Here is a 20236-nt window from a genome sequence, read left to right as displayed (position 1 = left end):
GCCCCGTCACGCCCAACAAAACGGACTGGCGGCCTCGCCGCCAATCCGCCAAAAGCCTGCCGTTCAACCCGTCAGGTCTTCCTCCAGCCGGTCGAATACCCGCTGTGTCGCGCCACGCGCATGCAGCGCGAACAGCAGCAGCGAACGGCCCGTCACCTGGTAGATATCGCCCGCTTCGAATTCGGGCAGTTCGTCGCGCACGGGCATGTTCGTGTCGATGAGGCAGTTCCACTGGTCGTTGCCCGGCACCGAAGGAAGCGTGAAATCCACCACGTCGTGATAGGCGTTGAACACGATGAGCATGGTCGCATCCGAGGCGAGGCGCATGATGCCACTCGTTTGCGATCGTCCATCGATCAGCATGCCGAAGCAACGCATGGCCGCATCGTCCCACTGCTCCTGAGCGAGCGGTACGCCTGCGGGCGAGAGCCATTCGACGTCGGTGACGTCGAGCGTCGCGTTGTGCTCGCCGATGAGAAACCGGTTGCGTCGCAGCACCGGCAGCGCATGGCGCAGCGCGGTGAGCTTGCGCACGAAGTCGGCGAGCGCGCGGCCCGTGTCGTCGATGCCGTCCCAGTCCACCCAGCTCACGTCGTTGTCCTGGCAGTACGCGTTGTTGTTGCCTCGCTGCGTGCGACCGAACTCGTCGCCCGCGAGCAGCATCGGCGTGCCCTGCGAGAGCAGCAGCGTGGCGAGGAAGTTGCGCTTCTGGCGCTCGCGCAGCGCGCGGATCTCGGGGTCATCGGTCGGGCCTTCCGCGCCGCAGTTCCACGAGAGATTGTCGCCGTGGCCGTCGCGGTTCTCTTCGCCGTTGGCTTCGTTGTGACGGTCGTTGTACGAAACGAGATCGTTCAGCGTGAAGCCGTCGTGCGCAGTGACGAAGTTCACGCTCGACCATGGCCGCCGTCCGCGCCGGTTGAAGCTGTCGCCCGAAGCGCACAGGCGCGTGGCGAGTTCGGGCGCCTTGCCCTCGTCGCCTTTCCACCAGGCGCGCGCGGTGTCGCGAAAGCGGTCGTTCCATTCCATCCAGCCGGGCGGGAAGCCACCCACCTGGTAGCCGCCCGGCCCGCAGTCCCACGGCTCGGCAATCAGCTTCACGCTCGCGAGAATCGGGTCCTGGCGGCAGCTGTCGAGAAAGCCGCCGCCTTCGTCGAAGCCATAGGGCTCGCGCCCGAGGATCGTCGCGAGGTCGAAGCGAAAGCCGTCCACGCCCATTTCGAGCACCCAGTAGCGCAGGCTGTCCGTGACCATCTGCAGCACGCGCGGGTGCGAGAGGTTGAGCGTATTGCCCGTGCCTGTGTCGTTGATGTAGTAGCGCCGGTCTTCGGGTAGCCGGTAGTACGAAGCATTGTCGATGCCTCGAAACGAGAGCGTCGGACCGAGTTCGCTGCCTTCAGCGGTGTGGTTGTAGACCACGTCGAGTATCACTTCGAGACCCGCCTGGTGCAGGCGGTCCACCATGTTCTTGAACTCGTCGATCGAGCCGTGCGCGCCCACCGAGTACCGCGGGTCCGGCGCGAAGAAGCCGATGGTGTTGTAGCCCCAGTAGTTCGTGAGACCGCGTTCGAGCAGGTGCGAGTCATTCACGAAGGTGTGGATGGGCAGCAACTCCACGGATGTCACGCCGAGCCCGCGGATATATTCGAGCACCGGCGTCTGCGCGAGCCCGGCGAAGGTGCCGCGCTCTTCGTGCGGCACGTCGGGATGGCGGATCGTGAAGCCGCGCACATGCGTTTCGTAGATGATCGTGCGCTCGCGCGGCACACGTTCGCGCATCGGGTGGTGCCATGTGAAGCCCTGATCGACCACGCGGCAGCGCGGCACATAACGCGCGCTGTCTCGCGTGTCGAACGAGAGATCGCCGTCGGGGCTCCCGATCGTGTAGCCGAACACGGCGGGATGCCAGCGCAGCGCGCCCACGTGCGCCTTCGCATACGGATCGAGCAACAGCTTGTGCGGATTGAAGCGATGGCCCGCCTGCGGCTCGTAGGGCCCGTGCACGCGATAGCCGTAGATGGCGCCCGGTGCGAGGTCGGGCAGATAGACGTGCCACACCTCGTCGGTGTATTCGGGCAACTCGATGCGTTCGAGTTCGCGCAGGCCGCTCTTGTCGAAGAGACACAACTCGACCTTGGCAGCGTTCGCGGAGAAGAGCGCGAAGTTCACGCCGCGGCCGTTCCAGGTGGCGCCGAGCGGGAACGGCTGTCCTTCTACGATACGGGTGGCGGTTTTTTTCTTCATGGGCTCGTCGGTTGGGGACGCGATGGCGCGCGCCACCAATGCCGTTGCGCGCGAGGGCGGGCTTGTGGCAAGCAAGGTTTGGGCCCAGGGCCCGCAGCGCAGCGGATAGACGAGAAGAGAGGGGCCGGATACACGGGGCACCGCGGTGGTGCGCGCTGCGCGCGTGTAGCTTTGGCGCAGCGCGTGCCCAGATTTACCGATGTCGACCCAGACTTCGCGTGCAGCGCCTACTTCACGGTTTGCACGACTTCGAAGCCTTCGAACTCGGGATGGCTCAAATAGACCGGACTGTTTGCCCCTCCCGCATTGCCCGCGTTTCGATGCGCCGCGCGAAAGGCGTCGGAACGCGTCCAGTCTTCGAAGTGCGCGTGGCTCGCCCAGATCGTGTGGCTCGCGTAGAGCACGTGGTCTTCGCGCTGCGGGCCTTTGAGCAGATGAAATTCGATGAAGCCGGGCACTTGCTTCAAGTGCGTGTCGCGCGTGGCCCAGACTTCCTCGAATGCGGCCTCGGAGCCCGGCGCGACCTTGAAGCGATTCATGGCGATGTACATTGCGGCGTTCCTCTTCGCGTACGAAAAATCGATAGGCAAGGCGGCGGGTGACTGCGCCCGCCGCCGCTTCGAGATCCGATTATAAGAGGCCGCGAAGGCGCTCGCGCCGCGTCGGTCCGTCGGCCTCAGCCAACACGGAACACTTGTACGGTGCCAGCGCCGCCGCGTTCAGCGCGAGGATATTGGTTTGCAACGCGATGCCTTCGATGATGGCGCTTCGGCTTCCCCATAACGTATCTTCGCGTTGTCGTAGAGGTGCTTCTTGACTAGCCGCCGGGATTTAGGGCTGAGCCTGACCCGCCGCTCACGCGATCGCGGCCGCCGGACGCACCGCCGCGCTCGGCGGCTGTCCGGTCTGCTGCCGCGAGCGGCCCGAGCTGAGATAGTCGGCGATCGAATCCTGTGTGATCTCGCCCACGTAGGCGCCGTCGGCGTCGAGCACCGGCATCCACGAGGCGCGGAACTGGTACATCTTGGAGAGCACGATGCGCAGGTTGTCGTCGACAGAAACCGTAGCCGGGAAGGGCGTGATGCGATCGCCGCAGACGCCTTCGACCCCGCGCGCGGCGCGGCGCGCCACGAAGCCGAGCGCGTGCTGCGCGTCGTCGAGCACGGTGAGATAGCGAGAATCGCTTTCGTCCATCGCGGCGAACGCGTGCGAGAGCGGCGTTTCGGCGCGCGCCGTTTCGGGTTGCGTGGCGGCGTCGCCGGCCTTCACGAGCAACAGGCGCTTGAGTGTGCTGTCCTGACCCACGAACTGCGCGACGAAGTCGTCATGCGGGCGCGCGAGCAGCGTATCGGGGTGGTCGTATTGCACGAGCCTGCCGCGCCGGAAGACCGCGATGCGGTCGCCCAGCTTGATCGCCTCGTCGATATCGTGGCTCACCATGATGACGGTCTTCTTCAGTTGCCGCTGCATCTGGAAGAACTCGTTCTGGATGGCCTCGCGATTGATCGGATCGACCGCGCCGAACGGCTCGTCCATGAGCAGCACGGGCGGATCGGCAGCAAGCGCGCGAATCACGCCGATACGCTGCTGCTGACCGCCCGAAAGCTCGCGCGGATAACGCTTCAAATACAGCTTCGGGTCGAGCGCGACCATCGACATCAGCTCTGCCGCGCGTTCGGCGCAGCGCTTCTTGTCCCAGCCGAGCAGCCGCGGCACGACTGTGATGTTCTCCGCGATCGTCATGTTCGGAAAGAGGCCGATCTGCTGGATCACATAGCCGATGCGGCGGCGCAGATCCACTTCGTTCAGGCCCGTGGTGTCTTCGCCGTTGATGAGCACGCGGCCCGAGGTCGGCTCGATCAGCCGGTTGATCATCTTGAGCGTGGTGGTCTTGCCGCAGCCCGAGGGGCCGAGGAACACGCAGATCTCGCCTTCGGCCACCGAAAGGCTCACCGAATCGACGGCGCGCACGGCCTGGCCGTCTTTCTGCGTGAAGGTCTTCGTCAGTTGGTCGAGTTCGATCATGTCTTCTGTACTCCTTTCGGTGTCAAAGCGCGCTGCAGCATCTGCAACAACAGGTCGGCGACGATCGCGAGCACGCTCACCAGCACGGCGCCCACGAGCAGCTTCATCATGCTGCTCTGGCCAATGGCGCGAATGATCAACGTGCCGAGGCCGCCCGCGCCGATCACGGCGGCAATGGTCATCACGCCGATGTTCATCACGACCGCCGTGCGCACGCCCGCAAGAATCACGGGCACGGCCAGCGGCAGATCGACGAGACGCAGCCGCTGCCACGACGTCATGCCGATGCCGGTGCCGGCTTCCTTGATGCCCACATCCACGTTGCGTAGCGCGAGGTAGGTGTTGCGCATGATCGGTAGCAGCGAGTAGAGAAACACAGCCGTAATGGCGGGCACCGCGCCAATGCCCTGACCGAAGCGCGAGAATACCGGGATCATCAGGCCGAATAGCGCGATGGAGGGCAGCGTGAGGATGATGGTCGCCAGTCCCAGCAGCGGTGCGGCGAGCCAGTCATGGCGGCTGATGAGCACGCCGAGCGGCACGCCCGCGATGATCGCGCAGCCCACGGCGATGCCCACGAGGTAGAGGTGCTGGAGCGTGAGTTGCAGCAGCTCGGGCCAGCTCGAAGCGAGATAGTCGAATACGTTCATAGGGCCTGGCCTCCTTCAGGGGAGCGTATGCGTGCGCAGGAACTCCGCCGCGACTTGCTGGGCGGACTTGCCGTCGAGATCGACGGCCTTGTTCATGTCTTGCATCGCGTCGTTGTTGAGGGCGGCGGACAGCGCGTTGAGCTGCGCGGCCAGTTTGGGATTGCGCTCCAGCACTTCCTTGCGTACCACGGGCGTGGCGTTGTACGGCGGGAAGAAGTGCTTGTCGTCTTCGAGCGGCACGATGCCGAAGCCCTTCACGCGGCCATCGGTCGTGTAGACGAGGCCGATCTTCAACTGGTTGTTATGCAGCGCCGTGTAGACGAGGCCGGGGTCCATCTGCTTCATCTGCGAGCGGTCAAAGCTCATGTCGTAGGTGGCGAGCAGGGGCTTGAGACCATCCGGACGATTCGCGAACTCGGCGTCCATGCCGAACACGTAGCGCTTCGCGTCGGGGTCCGTCTTCAACTTTTGCGCAAGCTGCGAGACCGTGGTGATGCCGGTTTCCTCGGCGAATTTGCTTGGCAAACCTAATGCATACGTGTCGTTAAGCGGCGAGGCATTGAGCCAGACGAGACCGCGCGGCGCATCGAGCGCCTTCACGCGCTCGTACATCGCTTCGGGCGAAAGCTTCTCCGTCAGCTTGTCGTAGACGAGTGCCGCCGTGCCCGTGTAGTCCCAGACGAGGTCGAACTGGCCGTTCTCCAGCGCACTGCGCATGAGCGTGCTGCCAAGGCCGGAGCGCACCTCCACGGAATAGCCGCGCGAGCGCAGGTATTGCGCGGTGACTTCGGCTAGCACGTATTGCTCGGTGAAGTTCTTCGCGCCCAGTACGAGCTTGGGCTGTGCGAATGCGGGTGTGGCGGCGGCGACGAGCGCCGTGCCGATCAGGCAGGCCTGAACGAAGCGGCGCAGAGATTTGAACGGTGACGCGAGCATCATGCGAGCCCTCCGTGACGCGCGAGCCACTGATGGCTGCCGGCGGCAACCACGCCGTCGAGCACCAGCGCGAGCGCGGCCGTGAACGCGGCGCCGAGCAGCAGCAAGGGCTGATCGTTCAGATAGATGCCGGGGAAAATGAGCGAGCCGAGGCTGTCGGCGCCGATCAGATAGGCGAGCGGCGCCGTGCCCACGTTGATGGCGAGCGCGGTGCGCACACCGCCCACGATGATGGGCAGCGCGCCCGGCAATTCCACGCGCGTGAGCGACTGCCAGCCCGTCATGCCGATGCCGCGCGCGGCTTCGCGCAGCGCGGCCGGCACGTTCTTCACGCCTTCATACGTATTGCGCGTGATGGGCAGCAGCGACGCGAGAAAGAGCGCGACGATCGCGGGAACGTCGCCGATGCCGAACACGCCGAGTGCAATGGCGAGCACCGCGAGCGAGGGGATCGTGTTGCCCACGTTGAAGATCTGCATGAAGCGTTCGGCCTGGCGCACGAAGCGGGGCCGGCTCAGCAGCACACCGGCGGGTACGCCGACGACCATGGCGAGCGCCATCGAATAGCCGACGAGCAGCAGGTGCCGCCCAGTGTAGTAGGCGAGGTCGCCTGCGTGGCTGTGCCACGTATCGGCGCCGATGGCGCGTGAGAGTGCCCACGCGATGACGGCAAGGGCGATCAGGCTGCCCGCGAGCAGGGCAGAGCGTCGAGTCATGAAGGTACGCCTCCTTGTTTTTGTGCCGCGCGGCGCAACGCTGCGCAGCGGGGACGCCGATGAGGATGCTCAAGGCGCCGCGAAGGAAGTTCGTGATCCCGGCATGGCCGCGATTGGAACCGACTAAAACTACGGACCAGAAAACGAACGAAAACCAGTCCGCCCACGCACGTTAGCTACGTGGCGGCAGTGATACGAACGCGCTTCTCGCGTTCTTCTGGTTGTCATGTTCAGCTCAACGGCACCGAGCAGATCGATGCGCGCTGGAGCAGGAAACCGCCTTTGGCGGCTTGGATGCGGCGGTTTTGGGCCGCTACGCGAGGGCCGGAGGCCCGCTTGAATGGCGCTTGCGACGCAGTGGACCTTTAGCGTGGACCCTGTATCTCAATGCGCACGAGAACGACTTCGTGGTGATCGAAACGAGATGAGTATAGATCATTCGATTAGGTGCGTCTACCGTGGGGAACGATCGCGAGTTGACGGGCAATCGCTTGCTTTATTCGGTATGTCATTTCCGGGAATTAATCAGGTATCCGATTAAAATATTTCGGTAGTATTTCCCGTTTAAAAAGTGACAGAAATAGTCACTGCGGCAGAATGTTCCGCTCATTGGGCGCTCATTGGCTTTCTTAAGTTTCGTTTAAGAAACGACATTTATTTTGAACCCCTTCGCATCATCGATGCTCGCCGATTCAGCGATGCGGCCATCGATCTCACTTCCGAATTCACATCGAGAAGCGCGGCGCGCGTTCGCATTTCTCTGCTCTTCAATCCGTCATTCGATTCATGGCATTTCGTGCAATAGCGGCCTCCCCCGGCCTCGCGGGCAGACTCATCGTTGTGTCCGCAATCGGTTTGACGAGCGCCGCGTGGCTCGCCCATCGGCACGCGAACATTGCGACCGACGATCCGCTTGCCGACGCGGCGACGGCGACGTCCGCGGCGCCGGCGCAAGATGCGGCGTCGCAGGCGGCCAGCGCGACGCCTGCGAGCGAAAGCGAGCCCGCGTTTCGCGTGGAGACCGCTGTGATCGAACACAGCTTTTCCGAAGCCGCCCAGCGTCTCGGCGTGGATGCAGCGACGACGGCGAGGCTTGCGCGCGCATTCTCGGGCCGGCTCGATTTCCGGCGCGATCTGCAGCGTGGCAGCGAGATCCGCTTCGTGTTTCGCAATGACACAAACGGCGCGGATGGCGCGAATGGCGCGAGCGACGCAGGAGATACAGACGATGTGAGCCCTGCGAACGCCGGCGCGTCACAAAACGCATCGTCTCCGGACGACACGCCTGTCGCGATCCGCATTTCGAACGGCAACGTCTCGCACGATCTCTTTCTCTACCGGAACCTTGCGGGCAAGGCGTTCTACTATTGCGCAGACGGTCACGCCGCCGCGCCGTCGTTCTTGCGCTATCCCGTGAAGTTTACGCGCGTGTCTTCGTATTTCTCGCTGCGACGGCTCGATCCGGTCACGCATCGCGTGCAGCCGCACGAAGGTGTCGATCTCGCGGCGCCCGTCGGCACGCCCGTTCACGCGACCGCGCGCGGCACCGTGACGTTCGCCGGCTGGCAGACGGGCTACGGCAAGGTCGTGAAGCTCGAGAACTTCGGCCCGTACTCCACGACCTTCGCCCACCTTTCGCGCTTTGCGAAGCATTTGAAGGTCGGGCAGACGGTGAGCAAGGGACAGGTGATCGGATACGTGGGCGCGACGGGTTGGGCGACGGGCCCGCATCTGCACTATGAGGTGCACGTGGATCAGGTCGCGCAGGATCCGCTCACCGTCGACCTTCCGCATCGCGATCCCTTGCTGGGCGAGGACAAGCAACGCTTCGCCCGGCAGGTCGCGCTGATCGACCCGCTGCTCTAGGCACAACGCGCGAAAGGCTGCCGCAAGGAAGCGGCCAAAACGGCCTGTGCTGCGCCGCAGCCACGATTTGCCGATTTTCGATAACACGTCGATTAATGACTCAATAGCATGGTTCCACTCAACCGTGGCGGCCAGGGCCGGCCGCCCGGGCCACCCAGAGGGAGACAACCATGCAAGGCGAGTCGAACGCACGCCCCGCTGCAATTGGCACGACAGTCGGTACATCATCGGGCAAGCCAGGTGCGCCGGCGCTCAATCAAACGCTCGGCACGTGGCAGTTGTGGGGCATCGCAGTCGGCCTCGTGATATCGGGCGAGTACTTCGGCTGGAGCTACGGCTGGGCCAGCGCCGGCACGCTCGGCTTCGTCGTCACGGCACTGTTCGTCGCGGCGATGTACACCACGTTCATCTTCAGCTTTACCGAACTCACCACCTCCATTCCGCATGCGGGCGGTCCTTTCGCCTACGCCCGCCGCGCGTTCGGGCCGACCGGCGGGTATCTCGCGGGTGCGGCCACGCTCGTTGAATTCGTGTTCGCGCCGCCCGCCATCGCGCTCGCCATCGGCGCGTACCTGCACGTGCAGTTCCCCGGGCTCGAGCCCAAACACGCGGCCATGGGCGCGTATCTCGTGTTCATGGCGCTCAATATCGTGGGCGTGCAGATCGCCGCGACTTTCGAGCTGATTGTCACGCTGCTCGCCATCTTCGAACTGCTCGTGTTTATGGGCGTGGTGTCGCCGGGCTTCGCATGGACCCACTTCGTGAAGGGCGGCTGGTCGGGCAACGATCACTTTTCGCTGGGTTCGTTTCATGGCATGTTCGCCGCGATCCCGTTCGCGATCTGGTTTTTCCTCGCGATCGAAGGCGTGGCCATGGCCGCCGAGGAAGCGAAGAACCCGCGCCGCTCGATTCCCATCGCCTACGTGGCCGGCATTCTCACGCTCGTCGCGCTTGCCGTGGGCGTGATGGTGTTCGCGGGCGGCGCGGGAGACTGGACCAAACTCGCGAATATCAACGACCCGTTGCCGCAAGCCATGAAGTTCATCGTCGGCGAGCACAGCGGCTGGATGCACATGCTCGTCTGGCTCGGGCTGTTCGGTCTCGTGGCCTCGTTTCACGGCATCATCCTCGGCTATTCGCGGCAGATCTTCGCGCTGGCCCGCGAAGGCTATCTGCCCGCGTGGCTCGCGAAAATCCATCCGCGCTTCAAGACGCCGTATCGCGCGATCCTTGCGGGTGGCGTGGTGGGCATCGCCGCGATCTATAGCGACGAGCTGATCCAGTTCGGCGGGCAGACGCTCACGGCCAACATCGTCACGATGTCGGTGTTCGGCGCGATCGTGATGTACATTGTCAGCATGGCGGCGCTCTTCAGGCTGCGCCGCGTGCAACCGGCCATGGACCGGCCGTTTCGCGCACCGCTGTACCCGCTTTTCCCGGCGTTCGCGCTCGTGGCCGCGCTCGTTTGCCTCGGCACGATGGTGTATTTCAATGCGCTGGTCGCGGGGGTGTTCGTGGCGTTTCTCGCGCTCGGCTACGCATATTTCCTTGCCACGCGCACGCAGCGCGAGGTGGTGCCCGCCGAGGGGCTGCTCGAGGAGTGAGCTTTGCAGGAGTCCAACGCATGAACTATACGGAGTCGATCGGCGCGCGCACATACCGCTTCGCGGACCTCAAGACGCTGCTCGCCAAAGCCAGCCCGCTGCGCTCGGGTGACCAGCTCGCGGGCGTGGCGGCGGCGAGCGAAGAGGAGCGCGTGGCCGCGAAAATGGCGCTCGCCGCGGTGCCGCTCAAGGTGTTTCTTTCCGAAGCGCTCGTGCCGTATGAAGACGACGAGGTCACGCGCCTGATCGTCGACGATCACGACGCAGCCGCGTTCGCAGCCGTCGCGCACCTCACCGTGGGCGACTTTCGCGACTGGCTGCTTTCCGGCGCGGCAACGACCGAGGCGCTTGAATGCCTGGCGCCGGGCCTCACGCCCGAGATGGTCGCGGCGGTGTCGAAGCTCATGCGCAATCAGGACCTGATCGCCGTGGCGAAAAAGCGCCCCGTGGTCACGCGCTTTCGCAACACCGTGGGGCTGCCGGGCCGCATGTCGGTGCGCCTGCAGCCTAACCACCCCACCGACGACGTGAAGGGCATCGCCGCCTCGATGCTCGACGGCCTGATGTACGGCTGCGGCGACGCGATGATCGGCATCAATCCCGCCACGGACAGCCTGGCGGCCATCGTGAAGCTGCTCGCGATGATCGACGGATTTCGCGAGCGCTACCGCGTGCCCACGCAATCGTGCGTGCTTACGCACGTCACCAACACGATCGCGGCGATCGAAAAGGGCGCCCCTGTCGATCTCGTGTTCCAGTCGATCGCGGGCACGGAAAAGGCGAACGCGAGCTTCGGCATTTCGCTGGCGCTTTTAAAAGAGGCGCGCGAGGCGGCGCTCTCGCTCAAGCGCGGCACGGTCGGCAACAACCTCATGTACTTCGAGACGGGGCAGGGCAGCGCGCTGTCGGCGAATGCGCACTACGGCGTGGACCAGCAAACCTGCGAGGTGCGTGCCTATGCGGTCGCGCGCAAGTTCGAGCCGTTTCTCGTCAATACGGTGGTCGGTTTCATCGGCCCCGAATATTTGTACGATGGAAAGCAGATCATTCGCGCGGGTCTCGAAGATCACTTCTGCGGCAAGCTGCTAGGCGTGCCGATGGGTTGCGACATTTGCTATACGAACCACGCCGAAGCCGACCAGGACGACATGGACACGCTGCTCACGCTGCTGGGCGCGGCCGGCGTCAACTTCATCATGGGCATTCCGGGCGCTGACGACGTGATGCTCAACTACCAGAGCACCTCATTTCACGACGCGCTCTATGTGCGCGATCTGCTCGGCCTGCGCCGCGCGCCGGAGTTCGAGGAGTGGCTGGAGACCATGGAGATCGTCGACGCGAAAGGCGCGCTCCTGCCGGGCTCCGCGCGCGTGCCGCTGCTCGCGGGCGCGCACGAATGGATGGGGATCGACGCATGAGCGACGCCGTCGAAAAGAACCCGTGGGGCGGTCTCAAGGCGTTCACGAACGCGCGCATCGCGCTCGGGCGCGCGGGCAGCGGCTTGCCCACGGCGCCGCTGCTCGCGTTCAATCTCTCGCACGCGCAGGCGCGCGACGCCGTGCATCACCCGCTCGACGCCGAAGCATTGCGGCGCACCCTCGAAGCCGAAGGGTTCGCCACGCTCGGCGTGGAAAGCGCGGCGCCGGACCGGCAGCATTATTTGCGCAGGCCGGACCTCGGGCGGCGCTTGTCGGAGGCGAGCCGGGCAGCGTTGGTCGAAGCGGCGGATTCGGCCACTGCAGCGCATGAGGAGCCGCCTGAAGTCGTATTCGTGATCGGCGACGGCCTTTCGGCGATCGCTGCCGCGAAACAGGCCGCGCCGCTGCTCCTCGCGGTTCGCGCGCGTCTTGCGGACTGGCGCATCGGCCCAGTGGTGGTCGCGCGCCAGGCACGCGTGGCGCTTGGCGACGAGATCGGCGAGCTGCTGGGCGCGAAGCTCGTGGCCATGCTGATCGGCGAGCGGCCTGGGCTGAGTTCGCCAGACAGCCTCGGTGTCTATCTCACCTACGCGCCGAAGGTGGGCTGTCATGACGCGCAGCGCAACTGCATCTCGAACGTGCGTCCCGAGGGGCTGCCGTATGAGGCGGCCGCGCACAAGCTCCATTACCTCCTCACGCACGCGCGGCGGCTCGGGCTGACCGGCGTCGGGCTGAAGGACGATAGCGACGCGACGCTGCCGGGCATCGGTGCGCGTGGGCAGATCACGTCTGCGTGACGGGCCACACGCGGCTGCATCGGCTGCAACCATCGAAGCCGGCGACGCACCCGGCGGTGCTGCCTCTTGCGCAGGGATTGAGCACTCCGCTAACCGCCATTGCGCCGCCGTGGAGCAGCGCGGCGCCCGGCATGGCCATTGCGCATACCGTTGTCGCTGGCCCGACTCTTGCATCACTCGACGATCGATCGAAGCAAGTGCGTGCTGGGAGGCAATCATGAACGAAACGGCAGAGCGAACCGAAGCCACGGCAGGCCAAGCGCAATGCAGCGCGCATGGCGCCCGCACCGTCGTTAGCGTCGCGCACGACGCCGACGAGCAGGCGCGCAACCTCGTGGGATGGCGGCAGACCTACGACCAGCTCGCGGCGGGCCGCTTCGTCGGCACGCTCACGGAGCTGCCGCTCGACACCATGAAGGTGTTTCGCGAGACCACGAGCCATACGCTGCGCCAGGCGTGCGAAGTGCGCGGCGACGCCTGGTGGTTCGGCATACCGGTTGCGCGCGAAGGCGCGGCGCGTATCGACGCGCAGGCCTTTGGCGCGCAGGCGTTTGCGCTGCGCCCGGGCAACGTCGAGTTCGAGCTTCTCACACCGGCGCAATTTTCGATCTACGGCGTGGTCGTGCGCGGCGACGTGCTGCGCCACTACGCAGCCACGGTCGAGCGTACGGCGCTCGAGGAACGTCTCACGGGTGCGCCTGTCGTGCAGGCGGCCGCTGCGTGCATCGAGCGCCTTTGTGCACGGCTCGCGAGGTGTCTCGACGATGGCGGCCAGGCGCATGAGAACGTGCCGGTCTCACCGCTTTCGAACGTCGAGCGCAATGCATTGCAGGCGGAAGTGCTCGCCGCGCTATTCGACGCCTGCGCGGGCAGTGAGGGTGAGGGTGCGGTTGCCGAACCCGCATCGCGACGCCGCTGGATCGTGGCGCAGGCGCGAGACTATGTGCTCGCGCATCGCGGACGGCCAGTCGGGGTGCCGGAGCTTTGCGAGCAGTTGCATGTGAGCCGGCGCACGCTCCAGTACTGCTTTCAGGACGTGCTTGGCATGGCGCCCGCAACCTACCTGCGCGCGCTGCGTCTGAACGGCGCTCGCCGCGACCTGTGCGGGCGCGCGGCCGGTTCGGTGCAGGACGTTGCGGCGGCCTGGGGCTTCTGGCATCTGAGCCAGTTCGCCACCGATTACCGGCGCATGTTCGGCATGCGGCCTTCGGAGGCATTGCGCGCGGTGGCAATGCCTTGAATTTCCTGGACGAGACTATGAATTCATTTGCCATCGATGACAGGGAGAACGTCCTTCGCTACGTGGATTTATATTCCGCCACGAACTCGTCCGAGCCGCTTCTCTTCGTTCATGGTTTGGGTTGTGCGTCCAGCAGCGATTACCCACTGGTAGTGGGTTCACATTCGTACTCGAAACGCCGATCGCTCCTCATCGATCTCATCGGAGCGGGGTTCAGCGATAAGCCAGAGGACGGAACCTATACTTCGGATGCCCAGGCGAATGTCATCTCAAACCTCGTCACGAGCGAGCATTTCACGCGGGCGAATATCTTCGGTCATAGCGCTGGGGCGTTCATCGCACTGAAGCTCGCAAAGCGCCTGGCGGTCCCCGAGGGTAGCGTGATTTTATGTGCGCCCGGTCTGAACGAGTACGGCAAAGCGATGTTGTCGGAAATCACGTCGATGACTGAAGCGCAATTCGTCGCGGAAGGGGTTTCGCAGCTTCTGGCGCAGTTAAAAGCGGCGGGCGGCAACGACGCCTGGCTGGGGCCGTTTGCCGTCGCATCGCCTCATGCCATTTACCAATGGGCAAAATCCGCGCTGGACGATAACGCGGAAAATTGGCTCGAAGATTTCGCGAGGCTGAGTTCGAATAAAGGGGTGATTCTTCCGGATACGGCTGCGAGTGAGGAAATTGCCCAGTTCGAGCAAGCCGGCTGCGCCGTCGAACTCGTTGCCAATACCGAGCACATGATGGCATACGACAATCCGGATGGCCTCGCGCGCGCCATCAGCAATAGGCTAGAACGAGGCGCGTGAGGAACCGGCGGTGTCTCACCGACTCAGCAGTTGCTTGTGATAGAACGTGGTGCCGCAGAATGCGCCGTCCGGCATTAGCGCGTAATTCGGCACGGCGCCCACGCGCTCCCACCCCGCACGCACATAGAGCCGTTCGGCCGCGCCGCCCGTCACGGTGTCGAGCACGAGCACCGATTTTCCGGCCTGCCTTGCCGCCTCGTCGATCGCGAGCATGAGGCGCAGTCCCACACCTTGTCCGCGCGCGGTGCGGTGCACCAGCACCTTGGCGACATCGGCGCGATGCGGCTGGTTTTCCGGCTGCGCCGTCACGAGCTGCGCCGTGCCCACGATGCGCTGCTGCGCGTCTTCGGCCGCGAGCAGAATGCGTTCGCCGCGCGCCACGTTTTGCGCCACGCCGAGCCAGAACGCGAGCGCCGTCTCGCGCGCAATCGGCAGCATGAAGCTCACCGAAGCGCCCCCTTCGACGCAGTCGATGAGTAGGTCTGCAAGCGCGCTCGCGCAGGTTTGCGCCTGTTCGGCGGTGAGGCGGCGTACCTTGATGGCTTCGCTCATGGGAAGGTGAACCCGGTTAATTAGTGATCCTGCAGAGCGCGACGACATAACGCGCCGGCTCCTTCGTGGGATTGCGATAAACGATAGGGCAATCCAGGCGCATCGCGAGGCAGTCGCCGGTTTCGAGCCGCCACAGGCGCTCGCCCACCGTCATCTCCATCACGCCTTCCATCACCCAAACCTGTTGATGAATCTCCGCGTCGCGCAGGCTCGTGTCATAGGCCACGCGCTGGCCGGGCGGAAAGTGCACTTCCACGAGCTGGATGGGCGACCATGCGGGCGGCGAGAGATTGCGCCGCACATAGCCCGACTCGGGATCGGTCCAGAACGCTTGTTCGCGGGCCGCGGCGTGCGGGGAAGGGGCCTGCCGCACATCGTCGCCCGGCGCCTCGAAGAGCGACGCGAGCGAGACGCCGAGTGCCGTAGCGAGCTTGTCGAGCACGACGGCCGTGGGGCTGCTTTGGCCGCGTTCGATGAGCGAGATGTTCGAGCGGCTCACCGAACTGCGTTCGGCCAGCGCTTCGAGCGACCAGCCTTTGGCGTCGCGCAGTTCGCGCAGACGGCGGGCGATGTTGGTGTGGATATCCATGTTGTCCAGTTTAATGGATTCATTCCTCCAGTAAACTAGATTGTGCGATTGCACATAGAAAAAGTTTATGCGCATCAAGTTTGTCGCAGGCGTGCGACACATGATGCCGCCCTGATATTCCGGTTAGCCGATGCGCAAACGTTTGCGTCATCCTCGGCGGCCAAAACCTTGATTTTCGTCAATTGACGGCCTCCAGCCCGCTGTTAGCTTCCCGCTATCTCAAAAGACATCGCAGTGCGGTTCGGGGCGCAAATGCAACACCACACGCTGGACCTGGAAATCGGGCAGCTACTTTCAGGGCCGCCGCTTGCCTGCGGGCCAGACCTGCCTATTCGCGAAGCGGCGCGCATGATGAGCGAGCGGCGCTATAGCGCCATCGTGATTACCGAAATGGGGCGGCCCGTTGGCATCTGGACCGAGCACGACGCGCTCGCGTTGGGCGAAGACGCCGCCGCGCTCGCGCTACCCATCCGCCATGCCATGAGCCATCCAGTGCGCGCGCTGCCTGCGAGCACGCGCCTGCGCGACGCCGCCTTGCGCTTCAAGCGCGAGGGCATCCGCCATTGTCTCGTGGTGGACCAGGCGGGCCGCTCGCTCGGCATCGTCACGCAAACCGACCTGGTCATGAACCAGGGGCTCGAGTGCTTTCTGCGGCTGAAGACGGTCGGCTCGGTCAACGCGGCGATGCCGCTCGTGGTCGACGCGCGCATGTCCATGCACGAAGCCATGCAGCGCATGCGTGCGCGGCGTCTGAGCGCGCTCGTCGTGAGCTATGCCGAAGGCGACTTCGGCATCGTGACCGAGCGCGACGTGGTGCGCCTCGCTGCGGCCGGCGCGCTCGACGGCACGGTCGGGGCGCGCGCGAGCCGGCCGCTGCGCTCGCTTGCGCACTCGCAAAGCCTCTATGCGGCGCGTCAGTATCTCGTCGAACACCGCATGCGCCACGTGGGCGTGATCGGCGAAGACGGGCGTCTCGCGGGCCTGCTCGACCTCTCGCATATCCTGCACGACATCGAAGACGGCTTCGTGCGCGAGCTGCAGCTGGCGCTGCGCGAGCGCGACGACGCGCTGCTCGCCTCGCGCGCGAACCTGCGCCTCGCCGACCAGGTGGTGGAATCGACGCTCGATGGTGTGATGATCACCGACCTCGACGGCACCATCGAGCGCGTGAATCCCGCTTTTACACGGCTCACGGGCTATACGGAGCACGAGGCGCTAGGGCGCAACGCGAGCCTGCTCAACTCGGGCCGCCAGGGCGCGGCGTTCTACAGCGCGCTCTGGCGCAGCCTGCAGCAGAACGGCCACTGGAAGGGCGAAATCTGGAACCGCCGCAAGGACGGTGCGCTTTACCTGGAATACCTGACGATTTCCAGCATCTGCGACCCGAGCGGCCGCTGCACACATTACGCCGCGATCTTCGCGGATATCACGCAGCGCCGCGAGACCGAGGAGCGCCTGAGCTACCTCGCGACGCACGACGCCTTGACGGGCCTGCCCAATCGTACGCTCTTCACGGAGCGCCTCACGCTCTCGCTCGCTCGCGCACGCCGCTCGGGCAAGCGCGTCGCCGTGATGTTCCTCGACCTCGACCGCTTCAAGCTCATCAACGACACGATGGGCCACGGCGTGGGCGACGAGGCGCTCACCGTGATTGCCACGCGCCTGCGTGAAGCGGTACGCGAGACCGATACGGTGGCGCGCCTCGGCGGCGACGAGTTCACACTGCTGATCGAGGATATCGAAGACGTTCGTCATGTCGGGCAGATCGCCCAAGGGCTGCTCTCCCGCGTGGGCGCCGCGATGCACATCGGCGAGCAACTGCTGTTCGTCACGCCGAGCATCGGCATCAGCATGTATCCGGACGACGCGCACGATCCTCGGCAACTGCTCATGCAGGCCGACCGCGCGATGTACGAGGCCAAGGACGCGGGCAAGAACAACTTCCGCTTCTTCGCCGCGCCGATGACGTCGTCGGCAATGGAGCGCATCGTGCTCGAAAGCGAGCTGCACCACGCGCTGGAAGCTGGCGAACTCGTGCTCCACTATCAGCCTGAATTCGATGTGGCGAGCGGGGCGCTCGTTAACATCGAGGCGCTCGTGCGCTGGCAGCACCCGCGCCGCGGGCTCGTGCCGCCCGACCAGTTCATACCGATTGCCGAGGAATCCTCATTGATCGTGCCGCTCGGCGCGTGGGTGCTGCGCGAGGCCTGCCGGCAGGCGCGCGACTGGCTGGACGAGGGCTTCGACTTCGGCCGTATCAGCGTGAATCTTTCGGCGCGGCAATGCCTGCACGACGGCTTTCTGCATCAGCTCACGACCCTACTCAGCGAAACGGGCCTGCCAGCCACGCGCCTGCAACTCGAACTCGTGGAGAGCATGGCGATGACGTCGGGCCGCGGCGGTATCGAAGCGTTGCTGCAAGAACTCGCGGCGCGCGGCATCAGCCTCGCGATCGACGACTTCGGCACCGGCTATTCGTCGTTCAAGTATCTGCAGTCCTTGCCGGTCGACACGCTCAAGGTGGACCGGTCGTTCCTCGCGGACATGGCCGAACCGGGGCCGGGGATGTCGCCGCGTGTGAAGAAAAGCGCCGCGCGAGACCGCTCGATCGTGCGCGCGATCGTCGCGATGGCGCGCACGCTCGGTGTCACGGTGGTAGCCGAGGGCGTCGAGACGCCGCGGCAACTCGAGTTCCTGCGCGAGATCGGCTGCGACCGCGCACAAGGTTTCCTGCTTGCGCGTCCCGCGCCGGCTGAATTGATGCCGCGCGCGCTCGAAGCGTGCGTGGCTGGCTGAAGGCCGCCTTCTCTTTTCCCTTTAGCCGAAGTATCTGGAGAGTTCCGTGAGCACCAGTGACGAGATGTTGTTGAACTCGATGACCGCGCTAGTGAGCGCGCATGGCAAGGCCATCTCGCGCTTCGGCGCGAGTGTGGTGGTGATGACAAAGTTCGTTGAAGCGGTGCTGCCGCAACTGTCCACGGCGCAGATCGACCGCACCCTCCTCGCGTTTCGCGCGCAGCTTGCCGAAGCGATGGCCGTGGCCGACGACGTGCTGTTGCCCAGCGAATACCGCGCCACGCTGATCGAACAGGCGAACATGCTGCTGGCCCGGCTGGGCAGCGATGCAGTGCCAACCATGTTGAGGCCCTGACGCGGGAATAAGGTAATGCGAAATCTGACGATTCGAAAAGGGCTGCTGCTCGTGCTCTGCACCTTTGCGGCGATGCTTGTGGTGGGTGCAGCGGTAGGTGTCCTCATGATCGGCCGCGCCGACGATTCGGCGCGCTTCATCCACGAAGTTGCGCGCCAGGACGCGCTCGCGCTCGCCTTGCGCGAGGACGCGGCGCTTGCGCAAACGGCGCTGGCGCGTGCTTATCAGGCCGAGAAGGAGAAAGGCGCCGCCGAAGCACAACAGCACGCGCAGCAGGAAGCACGCGATCTCCTCGATCAAGCCTCGACGCGCAGCAATGCGTTGCGCGAGAGCGCACCGTTCGACGCTGATGCGGCCCAGCAGCGCGACACCTTGCTCGGCGCGTGGAGCGCACTCGCGCAGTCGCTGCAGCGCGCGGCCACGGCGCTCGAATCGGGCGACACGACAACCTATGCCACGCTGGCCGCCGGGGATGTCGCCAATGCGAACACGCAGTTTTCGGCGAGCGTGGCCGCATTGCGCGCGAACGCCGATGCTGCCACGCGCGCGACGCTCGACCAGTCCGTGCGCGAGCACAACTGGGTGATGGCGATGGTGGCGGTGGGCCTGCTGGGCGCGCTGGCGCTCGTCGTTGCGACCCACATGGCGCTGCGCCGCCTCGTGACGGCACCGCTCAAAGAGGCGGTGGAAGTGCTGAACCAGATTGCCGCGAACGATCTCTCGGTCCACATCGAAGGTGGCGGGCGCAACGAAATCGGCCAGTTGCTCGGCGCGATGCGGCGCATGCAGGGAGGCCTGAGCCACACGGTGCGCAGCGTGCGATCGAGCTGCGATGCGATCAACACGGGCGCACGCGAAATCGCCGCGGGCAATCTCGATCTGTCGAGCCGCACGGAACAGCAGTCTGCGTCGCTCGAGCAGACGGCGTCGAGCATGGAGCAGCTCACGTCGAGCGTGCGCCAGAACGCGCAGCATGCGAACGCCGCGAGCGCACTCGCCACGGGGGCTGCGGATGTCGCGCAGCGCGGCGGACGCGTGGTCGAGCAGGTGATCGACACGATGGAGGAGATCAGCCGCAGCTCGGGCAAGATCGCGGACATCACGGGCATCATCGACGGCATTGCGTTTCAGACCAATATTCTCGCGCTCAACGCTTCGGTCGAGGCCGCGCGCGCGGGCGAGCAGGGGCGTGGCTTCGCCGTCGTCGCGGGCGAGGTGCGCATGCTCGCGCAGCGCAGTGCCTCCGCGGCGCGCGAGATCAAGTCGCTGATCGACGCCTCGGTGCACGATGTGCGCAATGGCCGCTCGCTCGTCGGCGAGGCGGGCGCGACGATGGCGGAGATCGTCGCTTCGGTGGACAAGGTGTCGGGCCTCATGAAGGAGATCGCCTCGGCCACCGTCGAGCAGAGCGCCGGCATCGAGCAGGTCGAGACCGCGGTGAGTCAGATGGATCAGGTCACGCAGCAGAACGCGGCGCTCGTGGAACAGGCGGCGGCGGCCGCCGAGTCGCTCGAGCAGCAGGCGAGCCAGATGGCCGAGGCCGTGGCGACTTTCCGCGTGAGCGAGACGGCGGACACGCTGCCCGTGACGCCGCCCGTGACACCGTTGGCGGTTGCGCACGAGGAAAGCGCGCTGCCTGCGGCGGCATAAG

18 protein-coding genes are annotated in these 20236 nt (G+C 65.2%); 10 read left to right on the top strand and 8 right to left on the bottom strand.

The genetic code is table 11. The annotated features are described in order from the left end of the window. Nucleotides 1-63 precede the first annotated feature (63 nt). From glgX to AB3X99_RS27760, 6 genes are all read right to left on the bottom strand, one after another. Nucleotides 64-2241 carry a glycogen debranching protein GlgX gene (glgX, locus tag AB3X99_RS27785; protein WP_069265900.1) on the bottom strand — a complete coding sequence of 726 codons (2178 nt, stop codon included), beginning with the start codon at nucleotides 2239-2241 and terminating at the stop codon, nucleotides 64-66. 227 nt (nucleotides 2242-2468) lie between these two features. Continuing rightward, the gene (locus AB3X99_RS27780; RefSeq protein ID WP_368618731.1) at nucleotides 2469-2792 is read right to left on the bottom strand and encodes an antibiotic biosynthesis monooxygenase; all 324 of its coding nucleotides are present in this window, start codon (nucleotides 2790-2792) and stop codon (nucleotides 2469-2471) included. A gap of 304 nt (nucleotides 2793-3096) precedes the next feature. Next, nucleotides 3097-4266, bottom strand: coding sequence for a betaine/proline/choline family ABC transporter ATP-binding protein (locus AB3X99_RS27775; RefSeq protein WP_069265902.1), 1170 nt, complete (start codon nucleotides 4264-4266; stop codon nucleotides 3097-3099). Continuing rightward, complete coding sequence (locus AB3X99_RS27770) at nucleotides 4263-4916, bottom strand: ABC transporter permease (protein ID WP_342948981.1); 654 nt, start codon at nucleotides 4914-4916, stop codon at nucleotides 4263-4265. The genes AB3X99_RS27775 and AB3X99_RS27770 overlap by 4 nt, the downstream gene beginning before the upstream one ends. 15 nt (nucleotides 4917-4931) lie before the next feature. Next, the gene (locus tag AB3X99_RS27765; RefSeq protein ID WP_368602433.1) at nucleotides 4932-5855 is read right to left on the bottom strand and encodes a glycine betaine ABC transporter substrate-binding protein; all 924 of its coding nucleotides are present in this window, start codon (nucleotides 5853-5855) and stop codon (nucleotides 4932-4934) included. Next, on the bottom strand, nucleotides 5852-6568 hold the full coding sequence (locus AB3X99_RS27760) for an ABC transporter permease (protein WP_368618730.1): 717 nt from the start codon (nucleotides 6566-6568) through the stop codon (nucleotides 5852-5854). Before AB3X99_RS27760 ends, AB3X99_RS27765 begins: the two co-directional genes overlap by 4 nt. Here AB3X99_RS27760 and AB3X99_RS27755 point away from each other — a divergent pair. The 7 genes from AB3X99_RS27755 to AB3X99_RS27725 all read left to right on the top strand — a co-directional run bounded on the left by AB3X99_RS27755 (nucleotide 6567) and on the right by AB3X99_RS27725 (nucleotide 14293). Continuing rightward, nucleotides 6567-6695 carry a hypothetical protein gene (locus AB3X99_RS27755; protein WP_256094806.1) on the top strand — a complete coding sequence of 43 codons (129 nt, stop codon included), beginning with the start codon at nucleotides 6567-6569 and terminating at the stop codon, nucleotides 6693-6695. The two genes, AB3X99_RS27760 and AB3X99_RS27755, sit on opposite strands and share 2 nt — an antisense overlap. Before the next feature lie 713 nt (nucleotides 6696-7408). Further along, complete coding sequence (locus tag AB3X99_RS27750; protein WP_368618729.1) at nucleotides 7409-8434, top strand: M23 family metallopeptidase; 1026 nt, start codon at nucleotides 7409-7411, stop codon at nucleotides 8432-8434. 170 nt (nucleotides 8435-8604) lie between these two features. After that, nucleotides 8605-10038, top strand: a complete 1434-nt coding sequence (eat, locus tag AB3X99_RS27745; RefSeq protein WP_368618728.1) for an ethanolamine permease — start codon at nucleotides 8605-8607, stop codon at nucleotides 10036-10038. A 20-nt stretch (nucleotides 10039-10058) separates the two neighbouring features. Continuing rightward, entirely contained in the window at nucleotides 10059-11456 is a 1398-nt protein-coding gene (locus AB3X99_RS27740; RefSeq protein ID WP_368618727.1) for an ethanolamine ammonia-lyase subunit EutB, read from the top strand. Beyond that, the gene (eutC, locus tag AB3X99_RS27735) at nucleotides 11453-12253 is read left to right on the top strand and encodes an ethanolamine ammonia-lyase subunit EutC (RefSeq protein ID WP_368618726.1); all 801 of its coding nucleotides are present in this window, start codon (nucleotides 11453-11455) and stop codon (nucleotides 12251-12253) included. Before AB3X99_RS27740 ends, eutC begins: the two co-directional genes overlap by 4 nt. 217 nt (nucleotides 12254-12470) lie before the next feature. Further along, nucleotides 12471-13493, top strand: coding sequence for a helix-turn-helix domain-containing protein (locus AB3X99_RS27730; RefSeq protein ID WP_368618725.1), 1023 nt, complete (start codon nucleotides 12471-12473; stop codon nucleotides 13491-13493). Between the two features lie 17 nt (nucleotides 13494-13510). Continuing rightward, on the top strand, nucleotides 13511-14293 hold the full coding sequence (locus AB3X99_RS27725) for an alpha/beta fold hydrolase (protein WP_368618724.1): 783 nt from the start codon (nucleotides 13511-13513) through the stop codon (nucleotides 14291-14293). A 15-nt stretch (nucleotides 14294-14308) separates the two neighbouring features. Here AB3X99_RS27725 and AB3X99_RS27720 read toward each other — a convergent pair whose 3' ends face one another. Together AB3X99_RS27720 and AB3X99_RS27715 are read right to left on the bottom strand one after the other, a co-directional pair. Then, on the bottom strand, nucleotides 14309-14845 hold the full coding sequence (locus AB3X99_RS27720) for an N-acetyltransferase family protein (protein WP_368618723.1): 537 nt from the start codon (nucleotides 14843-14845) through the stop codon (nucleotides 14309-14311). A 16-nt stretch (nucleotides 14846-14861) separates the two neighbouring features. Continuing rightward, complete coding sequence (locus tag AB3X99_RS27715; RefSeq protein ID WP_368618722.1) at nucleotides 14862-15434, bottom strand: helix-turn-helix domain-containing protein; 573 nt, start codon at nucleotides 15432-15434, stop codon at nucleotides 14862-14864. Between the two features lie 252 nt (nucleotides 15435-15686). Between AB3X99_RS27715 and AB3X99_RS27710 the strand changes: the two genes are divergently transcribed. Genes AB3X99_RS27710 through AB3X99_RS27700 form a run of 3 tightly spaced genes read left to right on the top strand, consistent with a single transcriptional unit; the run spans nucleotide 15687 to nucleotide 20235 of the window. Further along, complete coding sequence (locus AB3X99_RS27710) at nucleotides 15687-18230, top strand: EAL domain-containing protein (RefSeq protein ID WP_368618721.1); 2544 nt, start codon at nucleotides 15687-15689, stop codon at nucleotides 18228-18230. A gap of 46 nt (nucleotides 18231-18276) precedes the next feature. Then, entirely contained in the window at nucleotides 18277-18585 is a 309-nt protein-coding gene (locus AB3X99_RS27705) for a hypothetical protein (RefSeq protein ID WP_141710729.1), read from the top strand. Nucleotides 18586-18600: 15 nt separating this feature from the next. Beyond that, a complete protein-coding gene (locus tag AB3X99_RS27700) occupies nucleotides 18601-20235 on the top strand; it encodes a methyl-accepting chemotaxis protein (RefSeq protein WP_368618720.1) in 1635 nt (544 codons plus the stop codon). The last annotated feature ends 1 nt before the right edge of the window (nucleotide 20236 follow it).

Origin of the sequence: Paraburkholderia sp. BR10882, assembly GCF_040948855.1 — a bacterium.
Lineage (GTDB): Bacteria > Pseudomonadota > Gammaproteobacteria > Burkholderiales > Burkholderiaceae > Paraburkholderia > Paraburkholderia nodosa_A.
Note: the sequence above shows the minus strand (reverse complement) of the source record. Positions and strands in the feature narration are given on the sequence as shown.